This window comes from Lysinibacillus sp. ZYM-1, assembly GCF_001308875.1.
Classification (GTDB): Bacteria; Bacillota; Bacilli; order Bacillales_A; family Planococcaceae; genus Lysinibacillus.
The window spans coordinates 1-26,424 of record NZ_KQ465128.1; the positions used below are offsets into that span (position 1 = coordinate 1).

30 protein-coding genes are annotated in these 26,424 nt (G+C 36.8%); 17 read left to right on the plus strand and 13 right to left on the minus strand.

Going from position 1 to position 26,424, the window contains the following annotated elements; translation table 11 throughout:
• Positions 1-141: 141 nt before the first annotated feature.
• The 5 genes from AO843_RS16720 to AO843_RS16740 all read right to left on the minus strand — a co-directional run bounded on the left by AO843_RS16720 (position 142) and on the right by AO843_RS16740 (position 3,951).
• The gene (locus AO843_RS16720; RefSeq protein ID WP_054612230.1) at positions 142-873 is read right to left on the minus strand and encodes a CPBP family intramembrane glutamic endopeptidase; all 732 of its coding nucleotides are present in this window, start codon (positions 871-873) and stop codon (positions 142-144) included.
• Positions 874-898: 25 nt separating this feature from the next.
• Positions 899-1,594, minus strand: coding sequence for a hypothetical protein (locus AO843_RS16725; protein WP_054612231.1), 696 nt, complete (start codon positions 1,592-1,594; stop codon positions 899-901).
• A complete protein-coding gene (locus AO843_RS16730; RefSeq protein WP_054612232.1) occupies positions 1,591-2,454 on the minus strand; it encodes an ABC transporter ATP-binding protein in 864 nt (287 codons plus the stop codon). Before AO843_RS16730 ends, AO843_RS16725 begins: the two co-directional genes overlap by 4 nt.
• A gap of 3 nt (positions 2,455-2,457) precedes the next feature.
• Positions 2,458-2,817 (minus strand): GntR family transcriptional regulator, encoded by a 360-nt coding sequence (locus tag AO843_RS16735; protein WP_054612233.1) that lies wholly within the window; start codon positions 2,815-2,817, stop codon positions 2,458-2,460.
• 129 nt (positions 2,818-2,946) lie between these two features.
• Complete coding sequence (locus tag AO843_RS16740) at positions 2,947-3,951, minus strand: acyltransferase family protein (RefSeq protein WP_231630184.1); 1,005 nt, start codon at positions 3,949-3,951, stop codon at positions 2,947-2,949.
• 233 nt (positions 3,952-4,184) lie between these two features.
• Here AO843_RS16740 and AO843_RS16745 point away from each other — a divergent pair, with 233 nt between their 5' ends.
• Positions 4,185-4,436, plus strand: a complete 252-nt coding sequence (locus AO843_RS16745; protein WP_054612235.1) for a phage holin — start codon at positions 4,185-4,187, stop codon at positions 4,434-4,436.
• An 81-nt stretch (positions 4,437-4,517) separates the two neighbouring features.
• Positions 4,518-6,611: a DUF2339 domain-containing protein gene (locus tag AO843_RS16750; RefSeq protein WP_054612236.1), complete on the plus strand. Its 2,094-nt coding sequence runs from the start codon at positions 4,518-4,520 to the stop codon at positions 6,609-6,611.
• Between the two features lie 219 nt (positions 6,612-6,830).
• Here the strand turns inward: AO843_RS16750 and AO843_RS16755 are convergent, their stop codons facing one another.
• Genes AO843_RS16755 through AO843_RS16765 form a run of 3 tightly spaced genes read right to left on the minus strand, consistent with a single transcriptional unit; the run spans position 6,831 to position 9,374 of the window.
• Positions 6,831-8,459 carry a pilus assembly PilX N-terminal domain-containing protein gene (locus AO843_RS16755; protein ID WP_054612237.1) on the minus strand — a complete coding sequence of 543 codons (1,629 nt, stop codon included), beginning with the start codon at positions 8,457-8,459 and terminating at the stop codon, positions 6,831-6,833.
• Entirely contained in the window at positions 8,459-8,908 is a 450-nt protein-coding gene (locus tag AO843_RS16760) for a PulJ/GspJ family protein (protein ID WP_054612238.1), read from the minus strand. Before AO843_RS16760 ends, AO843_RS16755 begins: the two co-directional genes overlap by 1 nt.
• Before the next feature lies 1 nt (position 8,909).
• Entirely contained in the window at positions 8,910-9,374 is a 465-nt protein-coding gene (locus AO843_RS16765; protein ID WP_054612303.1) for a type IV pilus modification PilV family protein, read from the minus strand.
• 513 nt (positions 9,375-9,887) lie between these two features.
• On the opposite strand from AO843_RS16765, the gene AO843_RS16770 reads away from it, so the two are divergent.
• From AO843_RS16770 to AO843_RS16820, 11 genes are all read left to right on the plus strand, one after another.
• A complete protein-coding gene (locus AO843_RS16770; protein WP_054612239.1) occupies positions 9,888-11,219 on the plus strand; it encodes a G5 domain-containing protein in 1,332 nt (443 codons plus the stop codon).
• Positions 11,220-11,236: 17 nt separating this feature from the next.
• Positions 11,237-12,907: a GspE/PulE family protein gene (locus AO843_RS16775; protein WP_054612240.1), complete on the plus strand. Its 1,671-nt coding sequence runs from the start codon at positions 11,237-11,239 to the stop codon at positions 12,905-12,907.
• Between the two features lie 11 nt (positions 12,908-12,918).
• A complete protein-coding gene (locus AO843_RS16780; protein ID WP_054612241.1) occupies positions 12,919-13,965 on the plus strand; it encodes a type IV pilus twitching motility protein PilT in 1,047 nt (348 codons plus the stop codon).
• Positions 13,962-15,167 (plus strand): type II secretion system F family protein, encoded by a 1,206-nt coding sequence (locus AO843_RS16785; protein WP_082389504.1) that lies wholly within the window; start codon positions 13,962-13,964, stop codon positions 15,165-15,167. Before AO843_RS16780 ends, AO843_RS16785 begins: the two co-directional genes overlap by 4 nt.
• 114 nt (positions 15,168-15,281) lie before the next feature.
• Positions 15,282-15,758: a hypothetical protein gene (locus AO843_RS16790; protein WP_054612242.1), complete on the plus strand. Its 477-nt coding sequence runs from the start codon at positions 15,282-15,284 to the stop codon at positions 15,756-15,758.
• A 55-nt stretch (positions 15,759-15,813) separates the two neighbouring features.
• The gene (locus AO843_RS16795) at positions 15,814-16,275 is read left to right on the plus strand and encodes a prepilin-type N-terminal cleavage/methylation domain-containing protein (protein WP_054612243.1); all 462 of its coding nucleotides are present in this window, start codon (positions 15,814-15,816) and stop codon (positions 16,273-16,275) included.
• A gap of 106 nt (positions 16,276-16,381) precedes the next feature.
• Positions 16,382-17,356, plus strand: a complete 975-nt coding sequence (gene pilM, locus AO843_RS16800) for a type IV pilus biogenesis protein PilM (RefSeq protein WP_054612244.1) — start codon at positions 16,382-16,384, stop codon at positions 17,354-17,356.
• Positions 17,356-17,949, plus strand: a complete 594-nt coding sequence (locus AO843_RS16805; RefSeq protein WP_054612245.1) for a PilN domain-containing protein — start codon at positions 17,356-17,358, stop codon at positions 17,947-17,949. Before pilM ends, AO843_RS16805 begins: the two co-directional genes overlap by 1 nt.
• The gene (locus AO843_RS16810) at positions 17,946-18,629 is read left to right on the plus strand and encodes a hypothetical protein (protein WP_054612246.1); all 684 of its coding nucleotides are present in this window, start codon (positions 17,946-17,948) and stop codon (positions 18,627-18,629) included. The genes AO843_RS16805 and AO843_RS16810 overlap by 4 nt, the downstream gene beginning before the upstream one ends.
• A 62-nt stretch (positions 18,630-18,691) precedes the next feature.
• Complete coding sequence (locus AO843_RS16815; protein WP_054612247.1) at positions 18,692-19,444, plus strand: prepilin peptidase; 753 nt, start codon at positions 18,692-18,694, stop codon at positions 19,442-19,444.
• A gap of 33 nt (positions 19,445-19,477) precedes the next feature.
• Complete coding sequence (locus tag AO843_RS16820) at positions 19,478-20,200, plus strand: gamma-glutamyl-gamma-aminobutyrate hydrolase family protein (RefSeq protein ID WP_054612248.1); 723 nt, start codon at positions 19,478-19,480, stop codon at positions 20,198-20,200.
• A gap of 106 nt (positions 20,201-20,306) precedes the next feature.
• Here the strand turns inward: AO843_RS16820 and lexA are convergent, their stop codons facing one another.
• Positions 20,307-20,924 carry a transcriptional repressor LexA gene (gene lexA, locus AO843_RS16825; protein ID WP_054612249.1) on the minus strand — a complete coding sequence of 206 codons (618 nt, stop codon included), beginning with the start codon at positions 20,922-20,924 and terminating at the stop codon, positions 20,307-20,309.
• Between the two features lie 165 nt (positions 20,925-21,089).
• Here lexA and AO843_RS16830 point away from each other — a divergent pair, with 165 nt between their 5' ends.
• Together AO843_RS16830 and AO843_RS16835 are read left to right on the plus strand one after the other, a co-directional pair.
• Positions 21,090-21,404, plus strand: coding sequence for a cell division suppressor protein YneA (locus AO843_RS16830; RefSeq protein WP_054612250.1), 315 nt, complete (start codon positions 21,090-21,092; stop codon positions 21,402-21,404).
• Complete coding sequence (locus tag AO843_RS16835) at positions 21,401-22,066, plus strand: YneB family resolvase-like protein (RefSeq protein ID WP_054612251.1); 666 nt, start codon at positions 21,401-21,403, stop codon at positions 22,064-22,066. The genes AO843_RS16830 and AO843_RS16835 overlap by 4 nt, the downstream gene beginning before the upstream one ends.
• Before the next feature lie 25 nt (positions 22,067-22,091).
• Here the strand turns inward: AO843_RS16835 and def are convergent, their stop codons facing one another.
• From def to AO843_RS16850, 3 genes are all read right to left on the minus strand, one after another.
• Positions 22,092-22,670, minus strand: a complete 579-nt coding sequence (def, locus tag AO843_RS16840) for a peptide deformylase (protein ID WP_054612252.1) — start codon at positions 22,668-22,670, stop codon at positions 22,092-22,094.
• On the minus strand, positions 22,663-22,830 hold the full coding sequence (locus tag AO843_RS16845) for a helix-turn-helix transcriptional regulator (RefSeq protein ID WP_054612253.1): 168 nt from the start codon (positions 22,828-22,830) through the stop codon (positions 22,663-22,665). Before AO843_RS16845 ends, def begins: the two co-directional genes overlap by 8 nt.
• Positions 22,831-22,957: 127 nt before the next feature.
• Positions 22,958-23,503 carry a GNAT family N-acetyltransferase gene (locus AO843_RS16850; protein WP_054612254.1) on the minus strand — a complete coding sequence of 182 codons (546 nt, stop codon included), beginning with the start codon at positions 23,501-23,503 and terminating at the stop codon, positions 22,958-22,960.
• A 189-nt stretch (positions 23,504-23,692) separates the two neighbouring features.
• On the opposite strand from AO843_RS16850, the gene AO843_RS16855 reads away from it, so the two are divergent.
• Both AO843_RS16855 and tkt read left to right on the plus strand, forming a co-directional pair.
• Entirely contained in the window at positions 23,693-23,926 is a 234-nt protein-coding gene (locus AO843_RS16855; protein WP_054612255.1) for a DUF896 domain-containing protein, read from the plus strand.
• A gap of 125 nt (positions 23,927-24,051) precedes the next feature.
• Complete coding sequence (tkt, locus tag AO843_RS16860; RefSeq protein ID WP_054612256.1) at positions 24,052-26,046, plus strand: transketolase; 1,995 nt, start codon at positions 24,052-24,054, stop codon at positions 26,044-26,046.
• Between the two features lie 37 nt (positions 26,047-26,083).
• Here the strand turns inward: tkt and AO843_RS16865 are convergent, their stop codons facing one another.
• Positions 26,084-26,422, minus strand: a complete 339-nt coding sequence (locus AO843_RS16865; RefSeq protein ID WP_054612257.1) for a hypothetical protein — start codon at positions 26,420-26,422, stop codon at positions 26,084-26,086.
• Between the last annotated feature and the right edge of the window lie 2 nt (positions 26,423-26,424).

A 26,424-nucleotide genomic window follows, 5' to 3' on the forward strand; every position in this document is an offset into this window, starting at 1 on the left:
AGAAACGATTAAACGGCTTGAGTCCTTTAGAATTCAGAGCTCAAGCCGCTTAATACATTTTTTATTATTTCCACTGTCTACTTGACGGGGTGCAGTTCAAACTTCTCGATGGCTTTTGTCTACAATCTGAAATGCCAAGTCCTAGATGGACTTGGCATTTTTCGTGAAATGTATAGAATATCCTTTTTTTACACGTTTCCATAAGACAAGTGTATAGACAAAAAGCACCAAAATAATAAGATAACCACTTAGTGTAGAACTTTCTATATTCCCCATAAAGTTAAAGAAATTATTAAAGCCATGGAAAAGAATGGTGATGATAATTGATTGACCATCTAAAATAAGTAAGGAAAGGACAAGGCCCACTAAAAGGGCATAGATGATTTGAATAACAGTATCTTCTAGAGATTGCCCCCCTAGTAATTGTAAAGCATGTGTGACGCCAAACAGTACACTAGTAATCAATACCGCCGTAAATGCTCCTTTTGCAAGAAGCACCCTCAGCATAATCCCTCTAAATACTGTCTCTTCTATAAATGCTACAATCAGCACTTGCATCAAAAACATAAAAATGAGATCGCTAATAGATGTGACATTTAAACCTTGTGTACTTACAAAGATGATACATAAAACGAAAAATAGCGGTAAAATAGTGAAGAAATGATTCTTTTTAATGCGATGAAAGAAATACATTTGCCAGCTTTTTTTCATCGCAATATAAATGAAGAGCCCCAATGCCAGTGGAATTAACAATGCGAACTGTAACAAAGGGTTTGACGGTTGTTTAATGGAAACGAATGCTCCGTTAATAACATAGAAAAATATAATAAGAAACTCTAAACCGATTATTTTCATAATCACTTTTTGGTTCATACTGTTCATTTCCTCCTATTCATGTTTATACGGGATTTACAGAAACCCTTCTCATGCTAGCGGTAATCAATAAATAGAGGAAGACACTAAAAACTAGAACGCTTCCGAAAATCACTATTATGGACGAATGAGCTAAAAATTCAAACAGGGGAGAATACCATTCGAAGATGACCATTACGATAGGTACCAATGCAAACAGTCCGATTAAAGAATAACCACCTAATATACCTAAGCGATAAAAAACAACATTCAAGAGAAGACCAGAACAAAGACAAAAGAAAAGTAAGATAGTATCCATTGCGACTGTTTGTAAAAATGAATGGGAACTATTGAAAAATAAAATAGGATGAATGATGATAATATCTTTGACATTCAACAAAGTAGATACATACGAAATCATTTTATGTGCGCTTGCAATAATCAATGCACCAGCTAGACTCCAACTAATGAAAAAGAGTCCGACATGTAACATATATTGCTGACGACTTAATCCTAGCTTTAAAAAATAAGGTAAGGTTCTATTTAAGATCTTTGTCGCCATGGAGCTGTAAAAAATATAGACGGGGATTGAAATAGTAATGGCAAAAGAAATATATTGACCAAAGAATGCATCTAAGAAAAATGACAGTAGCACGATTGAAAATAAGATGCTCCAAAAAACTATGTTGTGCTTCTTGTAACTTTGAAATAAAATATAAAAACTACCTTTCATAGTATTCATTTACCAGACCCCACCTTCTGTTTACTTAAATAGACGAGCATATCTTGGAGTGAAATCGATTCAAGTGCTAGATTGTGCCCTTTTATAGATTGCCCGTTTGCAAAGACAACTGCTGTCATTTCTTGCATAAACATATGCTGATAGATCACTTTTAAGTCCCCAATGGCTGATGTAACATCTGTGGCACTTCCTTTTACAGCTACAATATGCTCACGCCACTCATCAACAGTTTTTTGAAGTAGAACCTCTCCCTCATGGAGAATGAAAATTTCCTCAAATAGTTCGCTAGCTTCGTCAATTAAATGCGTGGATAAAATAAATATTCGTGGATGTTCAGTTTGTTGCTCGATTAATAGATCATAAAATGTATGACGGGCTGCGACATCTAAACCAATGTAGGGTTCATCAAAGATTGTAATGGCAGCTTGGCTCGCAAAGCCTGTAATAATCCCAAGTGCAGAAACCATTCCTTTTGAAAGACTACGTACTTTATCTTTAGGATTTAATGCAAATACTTGTAGCAGTTCCTGTGCAAGCTTTTCATCCCATTTAGGGTAAAAGAAGCTATTGGCCTTTAATGTTTGAGCAATGGTCATTTCATCTTGAAAATTGCCACTTTCTGCAATAAAACAAATATCACGCAACGTAGCAGGGGCATTAAAGACATTTTCGCAGTTGACTAAAATAGTACCACTAGTAGTAGCGATAAGGCCTGATAATAAATTTAAAAAGGTCGTTTTACCAGCTCCGTTATGACCTAAAAAACCAATGATTTTGGAACCTTCTATGGTGAAAGTGACATTTTTTAACGCGTATTTATCTTTATAAGATTTTGTGACATTGTTCACTTGAATTTTCATACATTATCCTCCTTGTAATAATTTTTGTAATTCCTCATCTGTGATGCCTAATCGTCTAGCTTCTTTCTTCAATGGTTCAATATGTTGTTGAAAAAAATTCTCTTTACGCTCTGTAATTAAAATATTTCTAGCATTCGGATGAACAAACATCCCAACACCTCTTTTTTTATAAATGACACCCTTATCCACTAATTCATTCACGCCTTTCCCGGCAGTTGCTGGATTAATTTGGTACTCTTTAGCGAATTCATTGGTAGATGGAATACGATCTTCAGGCAATAGCTTTTCATCCAGAATGGCATCTTCTATCCTTTCGCGAATTTGCTGAAAAATTGGTTTTTCATTATTTAAAGAATGAATCACGATCCACCTCGCTTGTTAGTTGGTTAATTACTTGTGTAACTAACCATATAACGCAGTGGGTGTTTTGTCAATCATTTGGAAGGAATAAATTTCTATAATTAAGTGGTTTTTTCATGTTAAAAAGCCATCTCATAATTGAGAAGGCTTTTTTTGGTGAGATTTTCCGATTAAATAAGCACTAAAAGGGACAAAGGAAATGATTTTTATGAGTAACATACAGACGAGTAAACTAGCAAAAAAAAGTGAAGTGACTTGTAGCGAGGTAGTTGGAAGTAATGCGCTATATGGTGCTAAATATTCTTGAATGAGCCAGTGAATTAAAAAGATACCAAAGGAATAGCGGCTTATAATATGGATGAAGGAAAGTTTAGGCAAAATTTGAGCAAACGCTAAAATACAAATTGCTATAGCTAGCACAAATAGTATCATATCAATCCTTCTCGATGTAATTTGTTGAGCGCCTAAATAATAATTTATATATAATATGGTCGTTGCAAGAATGGCAGATAAGACTGTGAAAAATTTGTATTTAACGAAATAATAAGCGAATCTTTCATAATGACTACCAATGAGGTAAGCGAATACAAAATAAGGAAGCCAGCCCACAAAGAGCAAACGCATAAAATGATCATTCTGTATGAAATAATCTAAATTTAAATTTGCTAGTGTCATATAGACAATCCCCAGTAAGAATAGAATAGGGATAAACCATATAATGGAAATTTTATATTTTTTCACAATAAAAAAGAGTATATAGAGCTGAAAAATGGTCATGACAAACCATCCAGAAAAATCACCTAAAACAATGTGGCGATACAGGGCATCCCAAAAATTTTCGTTATAATGAAAAGCAGCATTAGCGGCATATATAATACCAGCAGCTACAAATGGTATGAAAATAAACTGAAAACGATGCCATAAAAATTGGGAAGGAAGCTGATGTTGGTAGCGGTTAGCTAATATTAAAATGGATAATAGAATGAAAGTCGGTGTGGCGAAACATAGCAATAATCTGAAAAATTGATAGTATGGCTGATCAATAAAGCCATTGATAATTTCAATATTAGTCGTAGCATGTAATAACACAATACTTAAACAAGCAATAGCCCTCAATGCATTCCACTCATACACCATTTTAATCACCCTCATTTTCAAATTGGTAGGCATCTCCTGACAGGATGTAACCTAACTAAATATATGAGCTTGGCTTTATGGATACAACCTGTCTAGCTTTCCACTGGAAAATAGTTTAGTTCGCAAAAAAATATTAAAATTCCGTAGTAAACTTTTCAAGGGCTCCATTTTTGCATATGTGTCACATAACCACTATGCATATACTGTGGCAAGAGGGGGGGAGGTGAGCTTTTATGAGAATTAACTGGAAGGTTCGTCTTCAACATATACCATTTTTACTGGGGCTATTTTCATTGTTACTCCTACTTGCACAGCAAGTAGCATCGATTTTTGGCTTTGATTTGACTGGTGCGATGAGTGACCAAATTGCATCTGTTTTAAATACTGTTCTATCGATTCTTGTATTAATGGGTGTCATTGTAGATCCAACGACTCGAGGTACAAGTGATAGTGAAAAGGCATTAATGTATCGGAGACCAAGATAAAATAAACAAAAAGTGTAATTTTACAATAAGAATAAATGTGTTATAATGTTAGAAAATTGATAAAGTGGGGAGGATGATTGAATGTCCCTTGAAATGGAACAAAGAATGGCTAGGCTTGAGAAGGAAATGGCAGGTTTACGTCAGGAGTTAAATGAATTAAAGCGAACACAAAGCAATGAAAAAATAAATACTCTTGATGCTAGACAGACAATGATCGAGCAATCAGTTCCAATAAAACCAACACCAATACCGAAGCTGGAGTCGAAGTCTACCCCAGTCAAAAAAGAACAAAAAGAGGTGCAACCACAGCCATCGATGGAGGAACGTGTTATGTGGGCACTTCCAAAAGTATTCATGGTTATTTTAGTTATGGGGGTACTTTGGGGTCTCAAACTTGTCAGTGACTATGGTTATTTATCGAATGGCGTGAAAATCATCCTTGCCTATATATTATCGGTGGGATTGGCGGCTATCGCCTATATACTGGAACGTAGAAAAGTTGGCTCACCCGCAATTACAATCTCATTATATGGTGGAGCATTTATTGTTGGTATTTTAACGACTGCAGCTAGTGCCATTTTATACGAAATCATCCATCTCACACCAGCGCTTGGCATTACGATTCTTTATATTGGCTATGGCATTGCGATAAGTTATTTTAAGAAAAATGAGGCACTAACGGTTTTTGTTGCCTTTACCTCATTATTACTACCTTATTTATTAGAATATATGGATTTTAGTGCCGTCATTATTTTACTATTTGTTATCGTATTATTTGCTATGCTGCAATTGGTCATCCAGCAACACAAGCAAAAGCTAGCCCTCTATATAGCCACCTTTTTCTCAGTGCTGGCAGTTAGTGTTGTAGCGTTTATGAATCATGATAAGCAAATTGTCTTTGGGTTTGGTTTACTTATTATTCTAGCAATCTTTTACGTAAGTTGGTGTCGATTATATAGTGCACAATCAAAATGGAAACCTCTTCATATCGGCCTCCAATTTTCCTTAGGCTCATTTAGTTTATTACTGATGAATCTTATCATTCGTTCACTCGAATATGGGGAAGCGTTGCTACTTATCTTGATTGGTTTATTTGCAGCAGTAGCATTGTATAGCTATCGACAAAAATGGCAGGAAGTATTTGATAGTGCTTTAACACTCGCATTTATTACCCTATGTAATACGATACTTATTATGAATATACCTAATAAAGTGGATGATTTACTGTATCCATTGATCGCATTTGCAGGCGTAATGATTAGCTTACGATTACGTGCAAGTATGATGAAAGTGGTCACTTCGTTTTTCTTTGTGATAACACTGTTGCTAAACTTCATCGTCCATGAACCGACACCATTTATTAGCATTGATCATTTAAGCTTGTTTATGCCAATTATTTATTTTGTAGTAATTTACATGTATGCTAGACGTCCAAAAGAAACACTATCACCTTTTGAAAAAATCATGAAGGATTTATATGTTATTGATATTTTAGCAGTGATCACCACAGGCTATTTTTTAGCTTATATTGGTAAATTAGATACCACATATTTTGCAGCATCAAATGACATACAGTATATGAGTTGTATCGCATTAGCTGCATTGTTTGCGGGATCCCTGCTAGTATCAGAGCAATTCAAAGGGCGCGCTTTAACGCCAGTCCTAGGTGTATTTTTCGTAGTATTCTCCTTAATGATAAGCACAAAACCATCTATGATGGAAAGCTTGAATATCGTGACAAGATCGGTTTATATAGCAGTCATAGTGGCCATTATCGTAGACGTACTTGTAAAGGGCCGTATCTATCGGTTGTATGAGGAACGGATGGTGAAATATGTAGACGCTATTGTTAGCTCAGGCATCGTACTCACAATGATCTCGATTTGGGGACTTGTCCATCAATTTACCTATAGTCATCTACTTGATTGGAAGCTAAGCATAGCTCTAACAACGATTACATTATTCCTTACAGCGAGCATTTCTCTATGGCTTAGTTCCATACAGCATTTAAAAACGCTTCGTACCACAGGTTTTGTTATCTTAATCATTGCGTTTATCAAGCTTATTTTCTTTGACTTGTCTGCCCTTGATTTATTAATTAGAGCTGTTCTGTTTATTACAATCGGTGGTATTGGGATGTTGTTGTCGGGTAGGTTGTTGAGGAACAGGGAATAAAAAAGAGGAGATGGTTGTCAGTAAAAGGAGCCATGAAAAATGTCAAAGCGTGATAAACGGCGCTTTGACATTTTTACTATTCAAATCTAATAAAAAGAAGGATTCAAAAGAACAATTGATTTTAAAACAAGTACTGACGAAAAAAATAAAAGCCTTATGAATTAAGAAAGATGAAAAACAGCCAAACGAAAATTCTCATTAGCTGTTTTGGTTTATACATTAATTTTCAATCATACTTGTTTCCTCAGTGGAGAAAAGATTATCATTTACATTTGGAGTAGGGTAATCTGTTATTTCTTTGTCAATGGGTACAAGGGGCTCACCGAAAATGATTTCACTGCCACCCCCTTGAACAGTGATTGTTTCAGCCATGACAATTCCTTTTATTTTTCCTGAACCTGAAACTGCTACTTCTCCATTAGGAAGGATAACATACATTCCATTTGCCGAGGCATCTCCGCCGTGTACCGTGATTTTTTTACCAGTTGAAATAATATTTCCAAAAAGTTTAGGACTTCCTTGTAGTCTTATATTAGCACTTTTATTATAAACCGAACCTTCAAGTATAAATGTTCCACCGATAGATAACTCTTTGTTACCACCGTACCATAAATTTAAAGAGGAAGTCTGTTTATCCCTGATTTTTATACTACTACTTCCATCAAGAGTTGAAATATTATTAGAAATGATATTGAGTGTTCCAGTGCCTTTTATTGATATTTGTACTTCCCCTAAATTTATAGTATCAATATATAAATTCTTTTCTCCGCTAGTGTTTCCTAAATCAATAGTTAAACTTGTGCCACCAATAGCTGATAATTTCCGCAGTTTAGTATCTTGTTCAGTTAGCAAAAGAGTGTGATTACGCTCATTGTAACCTAGATTGATTTCACCATTCTGACCTAATGTTGTATTTGCACCTGTAGGACTTAATGCGGGATAGGAAAGTAAATATGGAATATTCCCTGGGATATTAAATTTATCTCCAAAGGATTTTGGTACATAATCAACCAGATTAATATTTATTGGGGAGACAATTTGACTCACAGTATTCTTCCCACCAGATGCTTGTATATTTTCAATCTTATCAGGACTAGTAACACCTATAGTGCCATTTTCCACCCATGAAGTCCAACCATAAATAAGTTTTCCGTTTGTGGACACATTTCCTGTTATTTTTCCACTGCCAGTTAGATTGATATTTCCAGTTGAGATTGCTGAATATCCTTCTAATGGAGTTTGTACATTATTATGTTCACCATCGCCATCTCCACTGTCATCGTCTTCTGGAAACGGAAGACGAGGTTCGATTTTGATTTCTTGTGTTACTTCACGTTCTTTTGCCCCATCGATGTTGCCCTTTGAAACAATATTAATTCGATAAAGTAATGGTGTCCCATCTGCCGGTAAACTAGTGTCTACTGTAATGGTTGCCTCTTTTCCTGACGAAATGGCATGTGATTCGAGCACAGGCGGAGCATTTTTAAACGTTGTGAATTCACTATTTAGAATCATTCTGTATGCAGCCTCAGCCTCAGCCTTTGTTAAACGAAGAAGTTGAGGTTGAGCACTTTTTCTTCTCGTATTTTCATTAGTAATCCATTCAGTAATTTGCTGATAGGACCTACTTTGAATTTCAGTTAATTCTTTTTTTACTTCTAATTTCGCTAAACTCATCCCTGCCTCAGCAATATAAAACACCGCTTGATCTTTTCGCTCATAGTCTACTTGTTTTAGACTGTTAGAAGAGATACTGAGTAAAGTAATACCAAGGATTGAGATAATCACAACTAAAAATAACGCTAGCGCAAGCGCTGAACCTTGTTGATTTTTAATTTTTTTACTCATTATTTTCCTCTCCTTTGAGTAATATCTGTTGTAGCTGTTTGACCATCTTCACTTATAATTTCAATTTTGCCTCCGCGGATTGTAAAGTCGGAAATTTTATAAGCTATGACTTCTTCACTACCGTTTGAATTTCGAATAATTTGATTATTTTCCAAGCGATAAATTGATACAATTTCCTCACCTAAAAGTAATGTATGTAAATCAGTAGGAGGGATTTTTGTCTCATCAGATTCAGTGATAAGGTTATCACTCTTCCTGAAATCCTTTGTAATTACTTTTAATGCAAAGGATAAATCCTTAATTTCGCGGTTATGTGTACTTTGCTGGAGTTGTTGCTTTGTAGCAGATGTTACAATACTAATACTCAACATTGATACGATGGCAAGAATTACAACGACTGTAAGTACTTCGAATAATGTAAGACCTTTGCTATTTCGGAGCCATTTCATATTATTTTGCCCTCCCCAGAATATACACATTTTCCATTGTTGCTTTGCTATTTGTACTGTTTTCAATAACTTCTAGATGTACATAAACCGCATTTTTATAAGTGTCATCTTCAAGAAATGTTTCTACTATTAAATAGTAAGTAAAACGATCTTCTTCATGTGGTAAATATTTATAAACTTGGTTAGTCGGTAGAGAAGACAGGGACGTTCCAGGATTCTCTTCATCCAATGTAAAGCCCCCTGCTATTTCTTCATATGAAGCAGCCCCACTAGACGCATTATAAATCTCCTCCATCTTTATCTGTGCTGCATAAGTAGCATCCATAATATCATTTGACTTATGCGTTGTTTTATTTGACTGAACGAGCAAACCAAAAAATGAAATTAACACAATTCCTATTATTAAAAGAGCAGCGACAACTTCGATCAAAGACAAGCCTTTATCGTTTTTAAGGTATTTTATCAATCTAAATCCCCCTATATAAATATATTGATATATCAATAGTTTGAAATTCTGCGTGTCATCCTCATGTTTAACAACTCGTAGCAAAGGTTTAGCAGCCGTTTGAAGACTGGGAAACTCCTCCATCATTTAATGTCCGTAAAATAAATATCTTTTTACCAGGTATGTAAAATCTTCTGAATATCATAATTTTTAGTGATAAACATTTAGTTCACTTCACTTTATTCAACAAGCTATAAATTAATTATTTTGACCTAAGCAAATACTTCAATATTAGGTGGTGACTTTAAGCTAATTGATTAAGGCCTATTATAACAAATCATAGTTATATATCGAATGGAATTGAGGTTAATTATAGTATTTTATAACTAATTATTGAATTATTTCTGAACTTTTATTTAGTTTATTTAATTAAAACCGGGATAATGTTGATTTTTTGGTAGTGTTAAATTACTATGTAAGTAGCATTATTTGTATATAAATTGAAAATCAATAATCAAATAAAGGATGGTGCGAATGAAAACATACATAAAAATAATTAGCTTGTTTTTGATGATTGTTCTATTTGTAGGATTTTTTGTTCCATCATTTGTGCTAAACGGCACAGTTTTTGCTAAAGGGAGTCCTGGTTCTTCAACAATTGGTGGTATTCCAGTAGAAGGCTTTGATTCAGAAAATGTTATACAAGTTATCCGTGAGGCTGTGGAAAAATGGCAAGAAACATCTCTCATTGTGAGTGGCGGTAGCACAGAACAGGAGATTAATGCACATGATTTACAGTTTGAAATAGAACAGGTGGTTGCTCAATATATAAACCTGTCTAAAAAGCCATGGTATGCGTTTTGGCAAAAAGAAAAAGTTATACATCTCCCCATTCCGGTATTGGTAAATGATTCGGTTATCCAGGATCTTGATGCAGTAGGTATTTGGGATACCGAAAAAACATTGGAAAAATTAACTATACAAGCAAGCTATTTGAAAGAGCATGAGGTTGAAGCGGTTGTCAACGATGAAATGTTACAAGTAGACGAAAGAATTGCCTTTCAGATTGCTAATTTACCAACAGATGGTCGAGGGGTTGGAAAAATAATTCCGTTATTAAATGATGTCAACATTGTTCCAAACCAATCGATCTCCTTGCTTTCACTTTTAGGAGAACAAGCTGGTGTTGTAAATGATGCAGGTTTAGATTTTATAGCATCCGTGCTATACAGTGTAATCCTTCAAACAGATTATGAAATTCTAGAAAGACATTCTCAGCAGAGAAATCCAAGTTATTTACAACAAGGAGTAGAAGTCGATATCAATGCGTCATTAGCAAAAGACTTGCAGTTTATTAATCGATCAAATCAGCTTGGTAAATTGAAAGCGACGATTGAAGGCAATCAAGTAAAAATAGAAGTCTATGCGGCAGTAAAAGACAAGGACATCACAGTTCGTGTCAGCAAGGATAAAATCGTTATGCCGCGAATTATTTATCGCTATTCAGAAGATTTAAAGGCTGGCCAAGAACGAGTGGATCAAGAGGGGAAAGAGGGGGTACGTGTAGAAGTTTATCGTTCAATTGTAAAGAATGGGGCAACGGAAGAACAGTTAATCAGTAGAGATTACTATGCACCTCAAAATCGAATCGTTACCCGTTCGTCGCAGGAGCCTGTAACCGTTACTACGCCAACTCAACAAGCAGGAGCAGATACAGCGGACTCTGATTTGGCAATTGATTTAGACGGAAATGGCTTACCTGATGTAAAACCTTCACCACAAGAGGAAACAAAGAAAGATGATGGACCAGAAATTGTCTACGGCTACTATGATAAGGGTGGTAATTTTGTACAAACAAGCCCATAACGATTGGAGGTATGTTTATGGCAATAAAACCAGGTAGAAAACGTTTAGGTGATTTACTTGTTGAATCTGGGGTTATCACAATCGAACAGTTAGAGTACGCATTAACTACGAAGTTAAAAAATGAGAAACTGGGAGATTTCCTTATTAAAGAAAACTTCTTAACGGAACAGCAGCTCATTGAAGTACTTGAATTTCAGCTGGGTATCCCACATATTAGCCTAAATCAATTTTCAATTAGTCCCGATTTATTGCAATTAATTCCTGCCGAACTTGCTAAGCGAACCAATATTATGCCAATACGCAAAGAGAAAAATAAATTATTTATCGCCATGGAAGACCCGATGGATTATTTTGCGATTGAAGAAGTTCGTATGACGACAGGCTGTCAAATCGAGACAAGTATTGCAGCAAAAGATGATTTATATCGCACTATTACTAAATACTATGATTTGCAGGAGTCGATGGATGCTGCGATGTTAGATTTAGCAGCGACGAGCACTGAAACGCAAGAGGAGATTGAGAATGACGACTCACCTATTGTGCGTTTAGTGAATCAAATCATTGCCAATGGTGTAGCACAAAGAGCGAGTGATATTCATTTCGACCCGCAAGAAACAGAGCTACGTGTACGTTATCGGGTCGATGGAGTACTTCGCACTGAGCGATCTTTACCGAAGCATATGCAAAATGTTGTACTAGCTCGTATTAAAATTATGGGCAACTTAAATATTACTGAAAATCGTATCCCTCAAGATGGTCGTATTAAAACGAATGTTCATTTCAGACCTGTTGATATACGTTTAGCGACATTACCGACTGTCTATGGTGAAAAGGTTGTTATGAGACTTTTAGATTTAACCAATTCAGCAAATGATATTGATAAATTGGGCTTTAATAGAAGAAATGAAGCGCTCTTTAGAAAAATGATTGCCCATCCAAATGGAATCATGCTTATAACGGGACCAACAGGCTCAGGTAAATCCTCTACGTTATATGCGGCACTCTCTCATTTAAATGAAGAAGGTGTCAATATCATAACGGTTGAGGATCCTGTTGAATATCAGTTAGATGGCATCAATCAGATTCAAGTAAAGGAAGAGGTTGGCTTAACGTTTGCCCTAGGGTTACGTTCCATTTTACGACAAGATCCTGACATTGTGATGGTGGGGGAAATTCGAGATCTTGAAACAGCACAAATAGCTATTCGTGCTTCCCTAACAGGCCATTTAGTGTTGAGTACGCTCCATACAAATAGTGCAGTAGAATCTATCTCGCGTTTACATGATATGGGTATTGAACCATTTCTACTATCCTCATCACTTGTAGGTATTATGGCTCAAAGACTTGTCCGTAAAGTATGCCGTGATTGTGCTGAACCTTATGAATTTACAACTCGTGAACTTGAAATACTAGAGGAAAATGGTGTGGAGGGTGTGACGCATGGTAAAAAAGGGCGTGGCTGTCCTGCCTGTAGTAACACTGGCTATAGAGGACGTATGGCTATCCATGAAATTCTTCCTGTTGATAGACAAGTGAAGGATATGATTTTAAATCGTGTAGGTGACTTAGCGCTACGGGATTATATGAAGGAAAAAGGCTATCACACCTTATTAATAGATGGATTATTAAAGGTTGTAGCTGGTCAAACAACAACATCAGAAATATTACGTGTCGCAAGTGCAGATTAGGGGTGACAGAAATGACAGCATATTCAATTGTTGAATTATTAACACGTGCATTTGAAAAAAAGGCATCAGATCTTCATTTAACAAAAGGCATTCCACCAGTATATCGTATCCATGGGCAGCTGGAACAATATGGTGCAGACCCATTGGAAACCGAAGATTTAAAAGAAATGGTGAAAATCATTCTTCCTGTCCATAAACAGCAGGAATTTGAAGAAAGAGGAGAAACAGACTTTAACTTTTCATTGCCCGGGAAATGTCGATTTCGTGTAAATGCGTATCATCAGCGTAATGAAGTGACGATTGCAGCGCGTTTAATCGAGGCAAAAATTCCTTCTATTGAAGCGCTTAATATGCCACAAGTGTTATATAAACTTGCGGAGAAACCACAAGGCTTAATTTTAGTTACTGGTCCAACTGGCTCTGGTAAATCAACTACTTTAGCGGCAATGATTGATTATATCAACGAAACACGGTCGAAACATATTATTACGTTAGAGGATCCTATTGAATATTTGCATACGCATAAGAAATCGATTATCAATCAACGTGAAGTTGGAGTCGATACCAAGAGTTTCGCTAATGGTTTACGTGCTTCATTACGTCAGGATCCCGACATTATTTTAGTAGGGGAAATGCGAGATTATGAAACGATTTCTACGGCTATCACAGCAGCTGAAACAGGACATTTGGTGATGGCAACACTTCATACAAGTAGTGCACCTACGACGATTGACCGTATTATTGATGTCTTTCCGCCACATCAGCAAGGTCAAATTAGAGTACAGCTTGCAAATGTTTTGCAAGGCATTATTTCTCAACGTTTATTTGTACGTAAAGATGTTGAAGGGCGCATTGCTGCAACAGAAATATTAGTACAGGCATCTGCTATTTCGAATTTAATTCGTAATGAAAAAATACACCAAATTCCAAGTGTGATGCAGACAAGTAAAGCTTTAGGCATGCACACTTTAGAATCTTCGATGCAGCATTTGATTGCTACTGGCAAGATTTCGCTAGAGGATGCTCGTCCATATATGAATGCTGGTGATTATAGTTGACGGTATTTCGGTATAGTGGTCGTACTAAAACAGGTGCGCCTAAAAAAGGAATTATGGAGGCACCGAATAAAAAGGTTGCCATGGAAAAGCTTCGTGCACAGGGAATTAATGCGCGAGAACTGCAAGAATCAAATAGCATTTTACATAAAGATATTGCCTTTGGAACAAAAGTAAAGCACCAAGAGTTTGTCATTTATTGTCGGCAATATGCAACATTAATTCGTGCTGGTGTTTCTGTTGTAGAAGCGACCCATATTTTGTGTGAGCAGACACGCAGTAAGCCATTAAAGCGAGCTTTGATGCAAGTTGAAGAGGATATTCGAAGTGGGATGGCCTTTTCGGATGCAACTGGGAAGCACCCCAAAGTATTTCCATTGCTATTTGTCAATATGATGCGCGCAGGAGAGGCCACAGGTAACGTCGACGACACGCTAGATCGACTGGCAGGTACGCTTGAAAAGCAGTACAACATCAAGAAAAAAATACAATCGGCCATGACGTACCCGGCGATACTATCTCTTTTAACATTGGTGGTGGGCATGTTTTTAATGGTTTTTATTGTGCCAACCTTCATGGATGCGTTTAAAGAGATGGATTTAGAAATGCCATTAATTACAGTGATTGTCGTAGGTATCAGTGATTGGTTGATTCGATTTTGGTATGTTGTGGTTTTAGCCTTAGTAGTGCTAGTAGTGGGCGCACACTTTTTCTATAAAAATAATAAAGAATTTCATTATACAGTAAACGTTTTTTTACTTCGTATGCCAATCTTCGGCCAACTTTTGCAAAAGGATGTCATTGCCAGAATGACAAGAACATTATCAACCCTTTTCAGTAGTTCTGTCCCGATTTTACAAGCTTTAACGATTGTCGAAAAAGTTGGTGGAAATCCGGTTCTTGGAAAAGTGGTATTGGAGGCTCGGGATAATTTAGAAAAGGGTGGTACTTTATCAGAGCCGCTTGAAAAAAGCTGGCTATTTCCGCCACTTGTTACACAAATGACATCTATAGGTGAAAAAACCGGATCATTGGATTATATGCTTGAAAAGATTGCTGATTTTTATGAAGAAGAAGTAAATCGTGCCGTCGATACCATGAAATCACTTATTGAGCCTTTAATGATCGTGGTACTTGCTCTAGTTGTAGGGGTTATTGTAGCGGCGATATTTTTACCAATGTTCCAATTATATGAAAATATGTGATAGAAATTAATGTCTGTCTTCCGCTTTATGGAAATTATCTACTTGGAAGATGCTAATAATAAGAGTGGAAAGTAGGTAGCTATTCATGGTTAGGGATTAAAGGAGAGACCGGACATGGGGAATGTGCTAAAGAACGAAAAAGGCTTGACATCAATCGAACTTTTAGCAGTCATTGTTATTCTTGCTGTAGTTGCAGCAATAGCAGTTCCAGCAATAAGTAATACCATTGATAATTCACGTTATAAGGCATTAAAGGCGGATACACTCCATGTTATTCATGGCGCACAATTTTATTTTATGGAACATCAAACCGCCGATCAATGGCAAATAGTCTATGTGAAAGACTTAGTATCGGAAGGTTATTTAGATAGTGCAGGTAAAATATTGGAGGCAGACAAAGAAGGTCAGAATGCCAATGTCCAATTTATCGATGGCAACTACTATTTTAATGCACATGCAATTTATTATAACAATGGAAAGTATATTAATTTTGATAATGCAACCATCGAGCATATTGCAGATGATAATCGCAAAGGCAATCAAGGATATGGTGGCATATGTATTGGGCGAGATTGTGTAGATTCGCCGTAATTTTCAGAAGCTCGTGTTAACACACTTCATATAAAACTATTGAGGAGGAAACACTATGTTTAAAAAATGGAAAAATAATAAACTATTGAAAAATGAAAAAGGTTTAACATTGGTGGAACTATTAGCTGTCATTGTTATCCTGGCAATTATTGCAGCCATTGCTGTACCAGCAATTGGGAATATTATTAATAAGTCGAAGGACCGTGCGATTTTAGCTGAAGCGTCAAATATCCTTGCTGGGGCGAAGATTGCTTATATTGATGGGGCTTGTGGAGAAAGTGATAATGTATGTAGTGCTGAGGAATTAAAAGATTTTGTAGATGGCATTGAGTTAGCGACTAACGATCAAGTAGAGTATAACGAAAAAGAATGGAAAATAACGTACTCCAGATTAGGTGCCATAAAATTAGATGATTTTAAAGATAATATTACTTCCAATACTATTACAGAAGCTAATTTAAATAAAAACCTAACAAAAGCAGGCGGTACACCAAAGACAAATCCAACAACGCCATAATCGGTCCTCCCAACTTAAACAGAAACGCATAATTTCTTGCGTTTCTGTTTGGGAAATGGATGACTAATTATCATTTGTACTGAATAGCAAAAGGAGGTCTTTTCACATGTTTAAGAGAAAGAGAAAGTCGCATGTTTCGATTGAACTAAAGGATTATGTGCTGCGTGCGATTGTGGCGAAAGGACCGGAACCTCATCAGTGGCAAGGTTATGAATATCCTTTAGCAGCTGGCATCGTTGAAAATGGAACAATTGTAGATGAAGTTGCTCTTTTTGAGATCATAAAGGAGCAAGTTGTGAGATGGACAGGGAAGAAACAGCCTGTCCGTATGTTTGTGCCAGATACGACTGTGTTATTAAAAAATTTTGAGCATCCTAAAGATGTGAAGCCTCAGGAATTACGTGGATATGCAGAAATGGAGCTTGGCCACTCCATACATTTACCATTTCAGGATCCGCTAATTGATGTTTATGATGCCGATGAGGAGGATGGCAAGGCAATATTATTTGCTGCCCCTTCTGAGGAAATTACGAAAATGGTAGGTATGCTGTTAGATGTTTCGTTAGATCCTGAAGCGGCTGATATTCGTGCATTATGCAATATTCGGTTATTGGAGTACATGTCGTTATTAATGCCCGATAAAACGTATCTAATAGCCGAATGGTCCATCAACGAACTCTCGATTAGTATTTTTTCCAATGGGCAAATTGAGTTTTTACGTTACCAATCAATTGAAACAGATATGACACAATGGCATGGCAGAAAAGATGATGAGTTTAGCTATCAGTTTATCTATGAGGGTGAAACAGAAGTTTATCAAATGGTTGTTATGGATCAAGTTTTAGAGATTGATCGCATGATGAATTTCTTTAAATTTTCTTTACATAAAGGAGAAAAGACAGTGGATGAAATCATCATGCTTGGTGATAATCCATTGCTGAAATCAATAGGGACCTTGATAGCCTCTAATTTAGAAACACCGTTAATGGTTGTCGATAGCACAAAAATCGAAAAGTCCTTTCCTAATTTTAAGAAAGACTATTCAACATTGCTCGGCTTAGCGTTAAAGGAGGTTCATTAATGGTTCCGGATATAAACCTCTTACCACAACTTGAGAAGAAAACAGCCTCTCCTAAGCTTTTTTATAGTTTGTTGATGGTCCTAGTTGCTCTTATTGTGGCTTACTTACTTTTTTTATTTTTTACTTCAAAAAGTAATTTGACACATTTAGCCGCAGAGGAACAAACATTAACGACACAGCTTGAACAATTGCAGCAGGAATTAGATACAAGACAAACTATCGATCAAGGGTCAATAGAGAAATCTGTGTCCTTTATTCAAAGTGTGTCCTACCCAGTAACACCATTGATTGATGAAAGCAAAACTTTACTACCTACTAATGCTTATTTACGTAGCTATATTTTCGGCGAAAATACGGTGAATATTGAAGCGGATTTTGAAACAATGGCTGATATTTCAAAATATGTGGAGCGACTTTTAATGAGCAGTTATTTTACAGATGCACAAATTAATACTGTATCTAATTTTGATATAGAACTGGGTGTACAAAGGGAGTTAACGCCTGAACAAAAGTTTAAAGAAGTACCACGCTATTCAGTGTCCATTACAGCGACCATTGATTTTATGTATTTAGCTGGAGGGCGGCGCTCATGAATAAATTAACGAGTAGTAAAAATTCTTCTATTATCCTATTAATTGCATTGATAACGGCTGTTTTATTTGCCCTCTATTATTATTTATTATTACCAAAATTGGATGAAGTTAAAGCGAAAGAAAACCATATATCACAAGTGCAGCAAGAGGTTACTCGTATAAACGAAAAACTTGCTCAATTAGACAAAGAACAGGGGCAGCCTACTATTAATATTTTATCATTACGGCAAAAGCTACCTGCCACAAGAGCAGTTGAAAAAATTCTTTTAGATTTAGCAGAGATCGAGGAAGTAGCAGGCACACGCATAGAGAGTTTAACTGTACAAAATGATGAGGCAGCTGTTAGGCAATCAGAAGAACTTAATATGGTGGAACAAGCTGAAGCTGAGGTCAATGGTGGACAAGATACCGATAAACCTAGCACACCTATTTCTTCTCTTTCAAAAGATTCTTTACCAGCGAATTTAAAGCTCATTACGTTTATATTAGAAGTTGGTGCCCTTGATTTCAATTCTCTTGAAAGTTTTTTACAAGAGCTAGAGCAATTAGAACGTGTGATGAAGACAGATGCAATCGAAATTAAGTTACCTGGGGAACAGGATCAACTAGAAAAGAATGCGGATCTTACTTTAATGGCTACCGTTCAAGTAACGACGTTCTATTACGAAGAAGAACAATAATTACATGAATAGGCGCTCCATACTTATTGTATGGGCGCCTATTGGTTTAGGAGGACATGAATATGGAAATGGCTTATACAATTATCATTTTTCTATTTGGGCTTGTCTTTGGCTCTTTTTATAATGTGGTTGGATTACGCGTGCCGCGGAAAGAGTCTATTGTACACCCGCCTTCACATTGTACCAACTGTCAGAGGCGATTAACGGTACTTGATTTAGTGCCGGTACTGTCTTATCTATTTTTAAGAGGAAAATGTCGGGGCTGTGGTTTTAAAATTTCTTGGGTTTATCCCGCAATAGAATTATTGACGGGTTTATTATTTGCCTTTGCTTATTGGGAGCTAGGCTGGAGCATAGAATATATAGTAGCTTTATTGTTCATCTCATTATTGGTCATTATAGTTGTTTCAGATTTTGCTTATATGTTGATTCCAAATAAGATTCTTCTATTCTTTTTGCCTCTTTTCGTCATAGGACGAGTACTATCACCATTAACGCCTTGGTGGGACAGTCTTGTGGGTGCACTTGTTGGTTTTGGCATATTATATAGTATTGCAGTTTTATCGAAAGGTGGTATGGGTGGAGGCGATATTAAATTATTTTTTTTAATTGGTCTCGTTCTCGGTACTATTCATACGCTGTTAACGTTATTTTTAGCGGCTGTTATTGGCATGATTGTTGGAATGATTGTCTTGTCTAAACGTAAGCAGGGTCGAAAAACACCCATACCCTTTGGTCCATCCATTGCATTAGCCGCTATTATTGTTTATTTCTATGGTGATCCGCTCATCAATTGGTATTTAGGTTTTTGGTAATTGTTTAATCTTCAATTATGTGGAGGGAATCAAGTGAAGCCGATTATTGGAATTACAGCCTTTGTAGAAGATGATTTGTCAGCTCATTTAAATGCTGCTTACAGCAAAAGTATCATTGAGGCGGGAGGGATCCCACTCATTATTCCGTTAGGTGTAGAGGAAGACGCTGCACAAATATTAGCCCTTACAGATGGTTTATTGTTATCGGGAGGCTACGATGTCCATCCTTTTCTATTTGGGGCAGAGCCTTCACCAAAGCTTGGAAAGATTCATCCTGCTAGGGATACCGTTGAGTTAGCATTAATTGAAGCCGCTTTTGTACGGAAAATGCCTCTTTTCGGAATTTGTCGGGGAATTCAAATATTAAATGTTGCGTTAGGTGGTACGTTATATCAAGATATTGATAGTGATCATTATAGTACGAAGTTGATCAAACATATGCAACAATCTAGCAGGTCTGTAACTACCCATTATGTACAGATTATTGCTGAGAATTTATTAGCCATTATTCTGGAACAAGAGAAGATTGCCGTAAATTCTTTTCATCATCAGTCGGTGAATGTGTTAGCGGAGAAATTAAAAGTAGTAGCTAAATCAAGTGATGGCATTATCGAAGCAGTGGTTCATGAAGAATTGCCATTCTGCTTGGCTGTTCAGTGGCATCCTGAGGAATTAGCTATAGCGGGAGATCCACATGCACAAAAGCTATTTGCAGCCTTTATTGAAGCGAGCTTGAAATTTAAGAAAGAGGTTTAGAGAGGTCATTGTACAAAGAATCCAATAGTTTGTGGATTCTTTTTTTGCGTAAAAAAGAGGATATATGCTCAGTAAGGAACACAATCCTCAAACTCTCATTTAATGATTAATGCACACGGCGATAAAGACCTACAACTTGTCCTAATATGGAAACTTGATCGACGATAATAGGTTCCATTGATGAATTTTCAGGCTGTAAACGGAAATGACTTTTTTCCTTAAAGAAGCGTTTTACAGTTGCTTCATCTTCAGCTGTCATGGCTACAACAATATCCCCATTATTGGCCGTTGACTTTTGCTTCACGATGACTAAATCCCCATCTAAAATGCCTGCTTCAATCATAGATTCACCCATAATTTCTAACATGAATAGTTGATCCTCGCTTGTGCCATATGTATCTGGCAGTGGGAAATATTCTTCAATGTTTTCAATGGCTGTAATAGGAGAACCAGCTGTTACTTTCCCTACAAGTGGTACATGGATGACATGTTGCTTTTGGATGGATTCTTCAGGCTCTAGAATTTCAATTGCACGTGGTTTTGTAGGATCTCGACGAATAAAGCCCTTTTGTTCTAATCGAGCCAAATGACCATGAACAGTTGAACTTGAAGCAAGTCCAACTGCTTCCCCGATTTCACGTACTGATGGTGGATATCCTTTAGCCCGCACCTCTTCCTTAATGAACGCTAAAATGTCCTCTTGTCTTTTCGATACTTTTTTCATGATTGCTCACCTCTTTTTTCTAATATCATTCATCTTATTTGATAGTATAACAGAATGCGAACACGTATGCAAACATAGGTTCGAAAAGTGTTTGACAAAAACGTTTGTTCGCTTTATTATGAGAACATACATTCCGAACAAACATTCTAAAAAGGGGTTATAACTATGACATGGTTAAAGAAAAATACACATATCACTATTTTATTAGGAGCTTGTCTACTATTCGCAGGTTACCTTTACATCACTGATCCAGGGGATGTTAATTACGCTGAAATTCAAATCGAACATGGGGATAGCTTGTGGTCGTTAGCAGAACAATACCGTGGTAAAATGAGTAAAGATGATTGGATTAAGCTGGTCAAATCAGAAAATGAATTAGCAGATATTAAAATCGTGGCTGGAAAATCTCTAGTTATTCCAGTTTTGAGTGATCAAGCCAATCCCATCAAAACCATTGAAGTTGCGAGATATGAACAATGAAAAATAACCAATTGACGGCTGTTGTCTATTGCCGTGTAAGTACTGAAAAAGAAACGCAAAGCTCCTCATTAGAGCGCCAACAAGAAGAGTTAGTGCGCTATGCTAGCGAGCAAGGCTATGAAGTAAAGGGTGTTTTTAAAGATAAGCATAGCGGTTATGACGTAGAACGCGATGGCTTACTGGAAATGCTTGATTTTATCAAAGAGAAGGGAATAAAAGCCCTTTTCGTACAAGATGAAACTCGTTTAGGACGTGGAAACGCAAGGATGGCTGTTTTGCACTTATTACAAAAATCAGCAACAGATGTTTTTTCAATGCGTGATGCAGGGCCAGTCCAATTAAATGAAATGGACACGATGCTGCTTGAGATTTTAGCGATTGTAGAGGAATATCAGCGTAGAATCCATAATGCAAAAATCCGCCGAGGTATGCGACGTGCTGTTGAAAATGGCTATCGTCCTGAAAATAACTTATCGAATCGCGGTAATCCGCTTGGGCAGGAACGGAAGGAATTGCCTGTAGATGAAATCGTGAAGCTACGCAATCGGGGTTTTACCTTTGAAGAGATTTCCATTACGCTTAGAGGGTTAGGATTTGAAGTAAGTAAGGCGACTGTTCATCGCCGATTCCAAGAACATCAAGAAAGATTGGCAGGCAAATAAAGGAGCCCGCTAATCTTTTTCTTTTTTAAAAGTAGCTTTCGATGACAACATTATTTGGTAATTGAAAAGGGTTATCTTTATTAATTCTGTCATAAAACATAATCCCATTTAAATGATCGATTTCATGTTGTACTACGATAGAACCATAACCTTTTAATGGCACAACAAATTCTTGTCCATCTAAATCATTGGCTTTTACTTTAATTCGTTCATATCTCGGTACAAAACCATGAACAGGTCGATTTACAGATAGACAACCTTCTCCCTCAGGCAAATAGATCATATTTAAAGAATGACTGATGATTTTAGGATTGATGAAAACCATTTCTTTTCTCTGCTCATGATCCTCAAAAAGTACAGCAAACATTCTTTTATCTACGCCAATTTGATTTGCAGATAAACCACTACCAGGCCGAAGCTTATATTTTTTTGCTAGATTCGGATCTTGGCTGTTCTTCAAATATTGAAGCATAGATAATAATGTATGTTGGTCCTCTAAGGAAACTGGTATGGCAACTTCTTGCGTTTGTTTTCGTAATAAAATCGAGTGCTCCTTTACAAAATCTTTCATGGTAATCGTATAATCAGGATGAAACTTAGCCATAGGTATACCCCTCATCAAAAAGACTATTTAGAGCTTTGTAGATGATAAAAGTAAATTCAAGGGTCGGATCATAGTTATTATTTTCTATATAATGGATCGTCTGTCTAACAACATAACATTCCTTAGCAAGTGCTGCTTGAGTTATCCCTAACTTATTCATATTATTTTGATCATGTTTTTCAGTATTTACCCCTTTGTTTTGCCCAAAAGGTAATAAACATTATTTAATGATCTTTCATAGAAATCATATTCGCTAAATTGGGGGTAAAGTGATAATGCTGTTTTCTTCATTCTACTTTTGTCTCACTTTTCTGATATAAATTGTTCCAATCCTCCTGTAAGACTGCATAATAGTATTCGTCCCACCATTCTTCTCCATGCGGTATACACTTTTTAAAAAAACCTTCACGTCGCATTCCGATCTTTTCCATGACTCTATATGAAGCAATATTTTCGGGCTGACAAGTTGCAATAATTCGATGAAGCTTCTTTTCCCGAAATCCATAGTCTAGTACAGCACGAGCAGCTTCAGAAGCAAAGCCCTGATTTTGATATATTGGATTCAACACCCAACCGATTTCATAAGTATGCTCACCGAAATAAGGATGGAAAACAATATGGCCAATCACTTGTTGGTGACTATTTAAAACTATTGCGAAATGTTTAGCTTTATCATCGCTATTTTCTGTAATAAACTTTTTCACCTGCTCTTCATTGAAAACACCCTCAGGCATATAATGCATGACTTCTTTATCTGATGTATAGCTATAAACAGCTTGCCAGTCCTGCTCTTGAAATTTTCGTATGAGTAATCGCTTGGTTGTCACTTTCACATTTACTTCCTCCCACAGATAGTTAAATTTTCCCTTCTATATAATACTTATACACTTCAAACATCTGGAAGTCATGTGTTTTTTCTATTTCAAAAGCCTGAATAAGGGTTGGTATAACTGCATTTAATGGGAAACCGTGCTATACTTTGCATACTGTAGTATAAGATAGGTACTGAAAGGTGTGTAACAATGTTATCAAAAGAAAAAATTAACCGTATAAATGAACTTTCTGCTAAAGCAAAAAGCGGACAACTAACAGGTGAAGAGGCGAAGGAGCGAACAGCGCTTCGCAAGGAGTACTTAGATACATTTAGAGCAACGATGCGTGATACGATTGAAAACGTAAAAGTGGTAGATGCAGAAGGTAATGATGTAACGCCAGAGAAGGTAAGACAAGCGAAAAAAAATAAATTTCTAAATTAATGTGACACAATTCAATTAAGTATGTATGAAATTGCAAATAGTATAACAAAAGCATTGTTTTCTAAAGCAATGTTGACTAAACTGTAGAAGAACAATTATAGGACGAGAAAGGATGTCACAATATAATGACTCAACATGCGGATCTATTAGCAATTAATGCTATCCGAACTTTGTCAATCGATGCTATTGAAAAAGCAAATTCTGGTCACCCAGGTTTACCAATGGGGGCAGCGCCAATGGCCTATACGCTTTGGACAAAACAATTACGCCATAATCCAGCAAATCCTAAATGGTATAATCGTGATCGTTTTGTATTATCAGCTGGTCATGGTTCCATGCTTCTATACAGCCTACTTCATCTTGGAGGCTATGGTTTACCAATGGAAGAAATTCAAAACTTCCGCCAATGGGATTCATTAACACCAGGACATCCTGAATATGGTCATACTGTAGGTGTAGAGGCAACAACTGGTCCTTTAGGACAAGGTATTGCCATGACTGTAGGTATGGCAATGGCTGAGCGCCATTTAGCAGCTACCTACAATAAACAAGGTCATGACATCGTTGACCACTATACATTTGCGCTATGTGGTGATGGTGACTTAATGGAAGGCGTAGCAGCAGAGGCTATTTCATTAGCTGGTCACTTAAAACTTGAAAAATTAATCGTACTCTACGATTCAAATGATATTTCTTTAGATGGTGACTTAGAAAAGTCATTCTCAGAAAACGTTCAAAAACGTTTCGAATCTTATGGTTGGAACTATTTAAAAGTTGCAGCTGGTACAGATGTTGATGAGATTAATGCAGCTATTGAAGAAGCGAAAAAATCAACTGGCAAGCCAACATTAATTGAAGTGAAAACAGTGATTGGTTTCGGTTCTCCAAATAAATCTGGTAAAGCAGATTCTCATGGTGCGCCACTTGGTACTGATGAAGTGGTATTAACGAAAGCTTCTTATGAGTGGGCACACGAGCCATTCCAAATTCCATCTGAAGTATACGATACTTTTAATGCTGCCGCAGAAGTGCAAGGAGCACAGTCTGAAGAAGCTTGGAATGCGAAATTTATTGCTTATAAGCAAGAATTCCCAGAGTTAGCTGCTCAATTTGAAAAAGCTATGAATGGTGAATTACCTGCGGACTTCGCTTCTGAATTGCCAGTATATGAGTCAGGTAAATCTGTTGCAACTCGTTCTTCTTCTGGTGATGCTATTAATGCCATTGCTAAGAAAACACCATCATTCTTCGGTGGTTCAGCTGACCTTGCTGGCTCCAATAAAACAACGATGAAGGGTGCAGGTGATTTCTCTGCAGACGATTATGCTGGTCGCAACATCTGGTTTGGTGTTCGTGAATTTGCAATGGGTGCTGCTTTGAATGGTATGGCTCTTCACGGTGGTTTAAATGTATTTGGTGGTACATTCTTTGTATTCTCAGATTATGTACGTCCAGCAGTTCGTCTTTCAGCATTAATGGGTCTTCCTGTAACGTATGTATTTACACATGACTCTATTGCAGTAGGGGAAGATGGTCCAACACATGAACCAATCGAACACCTAGCATCATTACGTGCAATGCCAAACTTATCTGTTGTACGTCCTGCAGATGCAAATGAATCAGCAGTTGCATGGGAGCTTGCCGTTTCATCAGAAAAAACGCCAACAGTATTAGTTTTATCTCGTCAAAACTTACCTGTTCTTGACGCTTCTATTGAAACAGTGCGTGAGGGCGTAACAAAGGGTGCTTATACAGTATCTCCTGCTACAAAAGAAATAGCAGATGCTATTTTAATTGCAACAGGGTCTGAGGTTTCACTTGCTGTTGAAGCACAAAAGGCTTTAAAAGCAGAAGGTTTGGATGTAGCTGTAGTTTCAATGCCATCTATGGACCGCTTTGAAAAACAAGACGCTGCTTACAAAGAATCAGTGCTACCAAAAGCTGTGACAAAGCGTCTAGCGATTGAAATGGGTGCATCATTCGGCTGGCATAAATACACTGGCTTTGAAGGTGATGTGCTTGCAATCGATAAGTTCGGCGCATCAGCACCGGGTGAAGTAGTAATGGAAAAATACGGATTCACAGTAGAAAATGTAGTCGCAAAAGTGAAAGCACTTTAAGTTGATTAATAAAATACCGCAACACTCTGCTTACTTATCAAGTTGCTGAGCGTTGCGGTACTTTTTTATAGTTTTTCATAATAACCATCCATAATGTTAAGCATTGGATAATACATATAACAATAAAAAGAATGAAATCCTTTGCACTACCTCCCAGATTTAGTTCATCAGCAATAATGCCTGAGAACCAGAGAAGCTGAGCAGATACAATTACTGTTAAGCTTGAAAAAAGGGCACACAACCAAATGGGTATCTTTTTGATAAAGATCATAATAAATAGAAAAATAGAGAACAAGAGCAGTACGAAAAAAATAGGATCAAGTAAGGAAAAAACATTATTTGTGACAAAGTGTTGATAAGTAAAACGATTGTTCATGT

Excerpts from the sequence above, each read along its gene's own strand:
- AO843_RS16720 (WP_054612230.1), bottom strand. The coding sequence starts at position 873 with ATGAACCAAAAAGTGATTATGAAAATAATCGGTTTAGAGTTTCTTATT.
- AO843_RS16725 (WP_054612231.1), bottom strand. The coding sequence starts at position 1,594 with ATGAATACTATGAAAGGTAGTTTTTATATTTTATTTCAAAGTTACAAG.
- AO843_RS16730 (WP_054612232.1), bottom strand. The coding sequence starts at position 2,454 with ATGAAAATTCAAGTGAACAATGTCACAAAATCTTATAAAGATAAATAC.
- AO843_RS16740 (WP_231630184.1), bottom strand. The coding sequence starts at position 3,951 with ATGGTGTATGAGTGGAATGCATTGAGGGCTATTGCTTGTTTAAGTATT.
- AO843_RS16745 (WP_054612235.1), top strand. The coding sequence starts at position 4,185 with ATGAGAATTAACTGGAAGGTTCGTCTTCAACATATACCATTTTTACTG.
- AO843_RS16750 (WP_054612236.1), top strand. The coding sequence starts at position 4,518 with ATGTCCCTTGAAATGGAACAAAGAATGGCTAGGCTTGAGAAGGAAATG.
- AO843_RS16755 (WP_054612237.1), bottom strand. The coding sequence starts at position 8,459 with ATGAGTAAAAAAATTAAAAATCAACAAGGTTCAGCGCTTGCGCTAGCG.
- AO843_RS16760 (WP_054612238.1), bottom strand. The coding sequence starts at position 8,908 with ATGAAATGGCTCCGAAATAGCAAAGGTCTTACATTATTCGAAGTACTT.
- AO843_RS16770 (WP_054612239.1), top strand. The coding sequence starts at position 9,888 with ATGAAAACATACATAAAAATAATTAGCTTGTTTTTGATGATTGTTCTA.
- AO843_RS16775 (WP_054612240.1), top strand. The coding sequence starts at position 11,237 with ATGGCAATAAAACCAGGTAGAAAACGTTTAGGTGATTTACTTGTTGAA.
- AO843_RS16780 (WP_054612241.1), top strand. The coding sequence starts at position 12,919 with ATGACAGCATATTCAATTGTTGAATTATTAACACGTGCATTTGAAAAA.
- AO843_RS16790 (WP_054612242.1), top strand. The coding sequence starts at position 15,282 with ATGGGGAATGTGCTAAAGAACGAAAAAGGCTTGACATCAATCGAACTT.
- AO843_RS16795 (WP_054612243.1), top strand. The coding sequence starts at position 15,814 with ATGTTTAAAAAATGGAAAAATAATAAACTATTGAAAAATGAAAAAGGT.
- pilM (WP_054612244.1), top strand. The coding sequence starts at position 16,382 with ATGTTTAAGAGAAAGAGAAAGTCGCATGTTTCGATTGAACTAAAGGAT.
- AO843_RS16805 (WP_054612245.1), top strand. The coding sequence starts at position 17,356 with ATGGTTCCGGATATAAACCTCTTACCACAACTTGAGAAGAAAACAGCC.
- AO843_RS16810 (WP_054612246.1), top strand. The coding sequence starts at position 17,946 with ATGAATAAATTAACGAGTAGTAAAAATTCTTCTATTATCCTATTAATT.
- AO843_RS16815 (WP_054612247.1), top strand. The coding sequence starts at position 18,692 with ATGGAAATGGCTTATACAATTATCATTTTTCTATTTGGGCTTGTCTTT.
- lexA (WP_054612249.1), bottom strand. The coding sequence starts at position 20,924 with ATGAAAAAAGTATCGAAAAGACAAGAGGACATTTTAGCGTTCATTAAG.
- AO843_RS16830 (WP_054612250.1), top strand. The coding sequence starts at position 21,090 with ATGACATGGTTAAAGAAAAATACACATATCACTATTTTATTAGGAGCT.
- AO843_RS16835 (WP_054612251.1), top strand. The coding sequence starts at position 21,401 with ATGAAAAATAACCAATTGACGGCTGTTGTCTATTGCCGTGTAAGTACT.
- def (WP_054612252.1), bottom strand. The coding sequence starts at position 22,670 with ATGGCTAAGTTTCATCCTGATTATACGATTACCATGAAAGATTTTGTA.
- AO843_RS16845 (WP_054612253.1), bottom strand. The coding sequence starts at position 22,830 with ATGAATAAGTTAGGGATAACTCAAGCAGCACTTGCTAAGGAATGTTAT.
- AO843_RS16855 (WP_054612255.1), top strand. The coding sequence starts at position 23,693 with ATGTTATCAAAAGAAAAAATTAACCGTATAAATGAACTTTCTGCTAAA.
- tkt (WP_054612256.1), top strand. The coding sequence starts at position 24,052 with ATGACTCAACATGCGGATCTATTAGCAATTAATGCTATCCGAACTTTG.
- AO843_RS16865 (WP_054612257.1), bottom strand. The coding sequence starts at position 26,422 with ATGAACAATCGTTTTACTTATCAACACTTTGTCACAAATAATGTTTTT.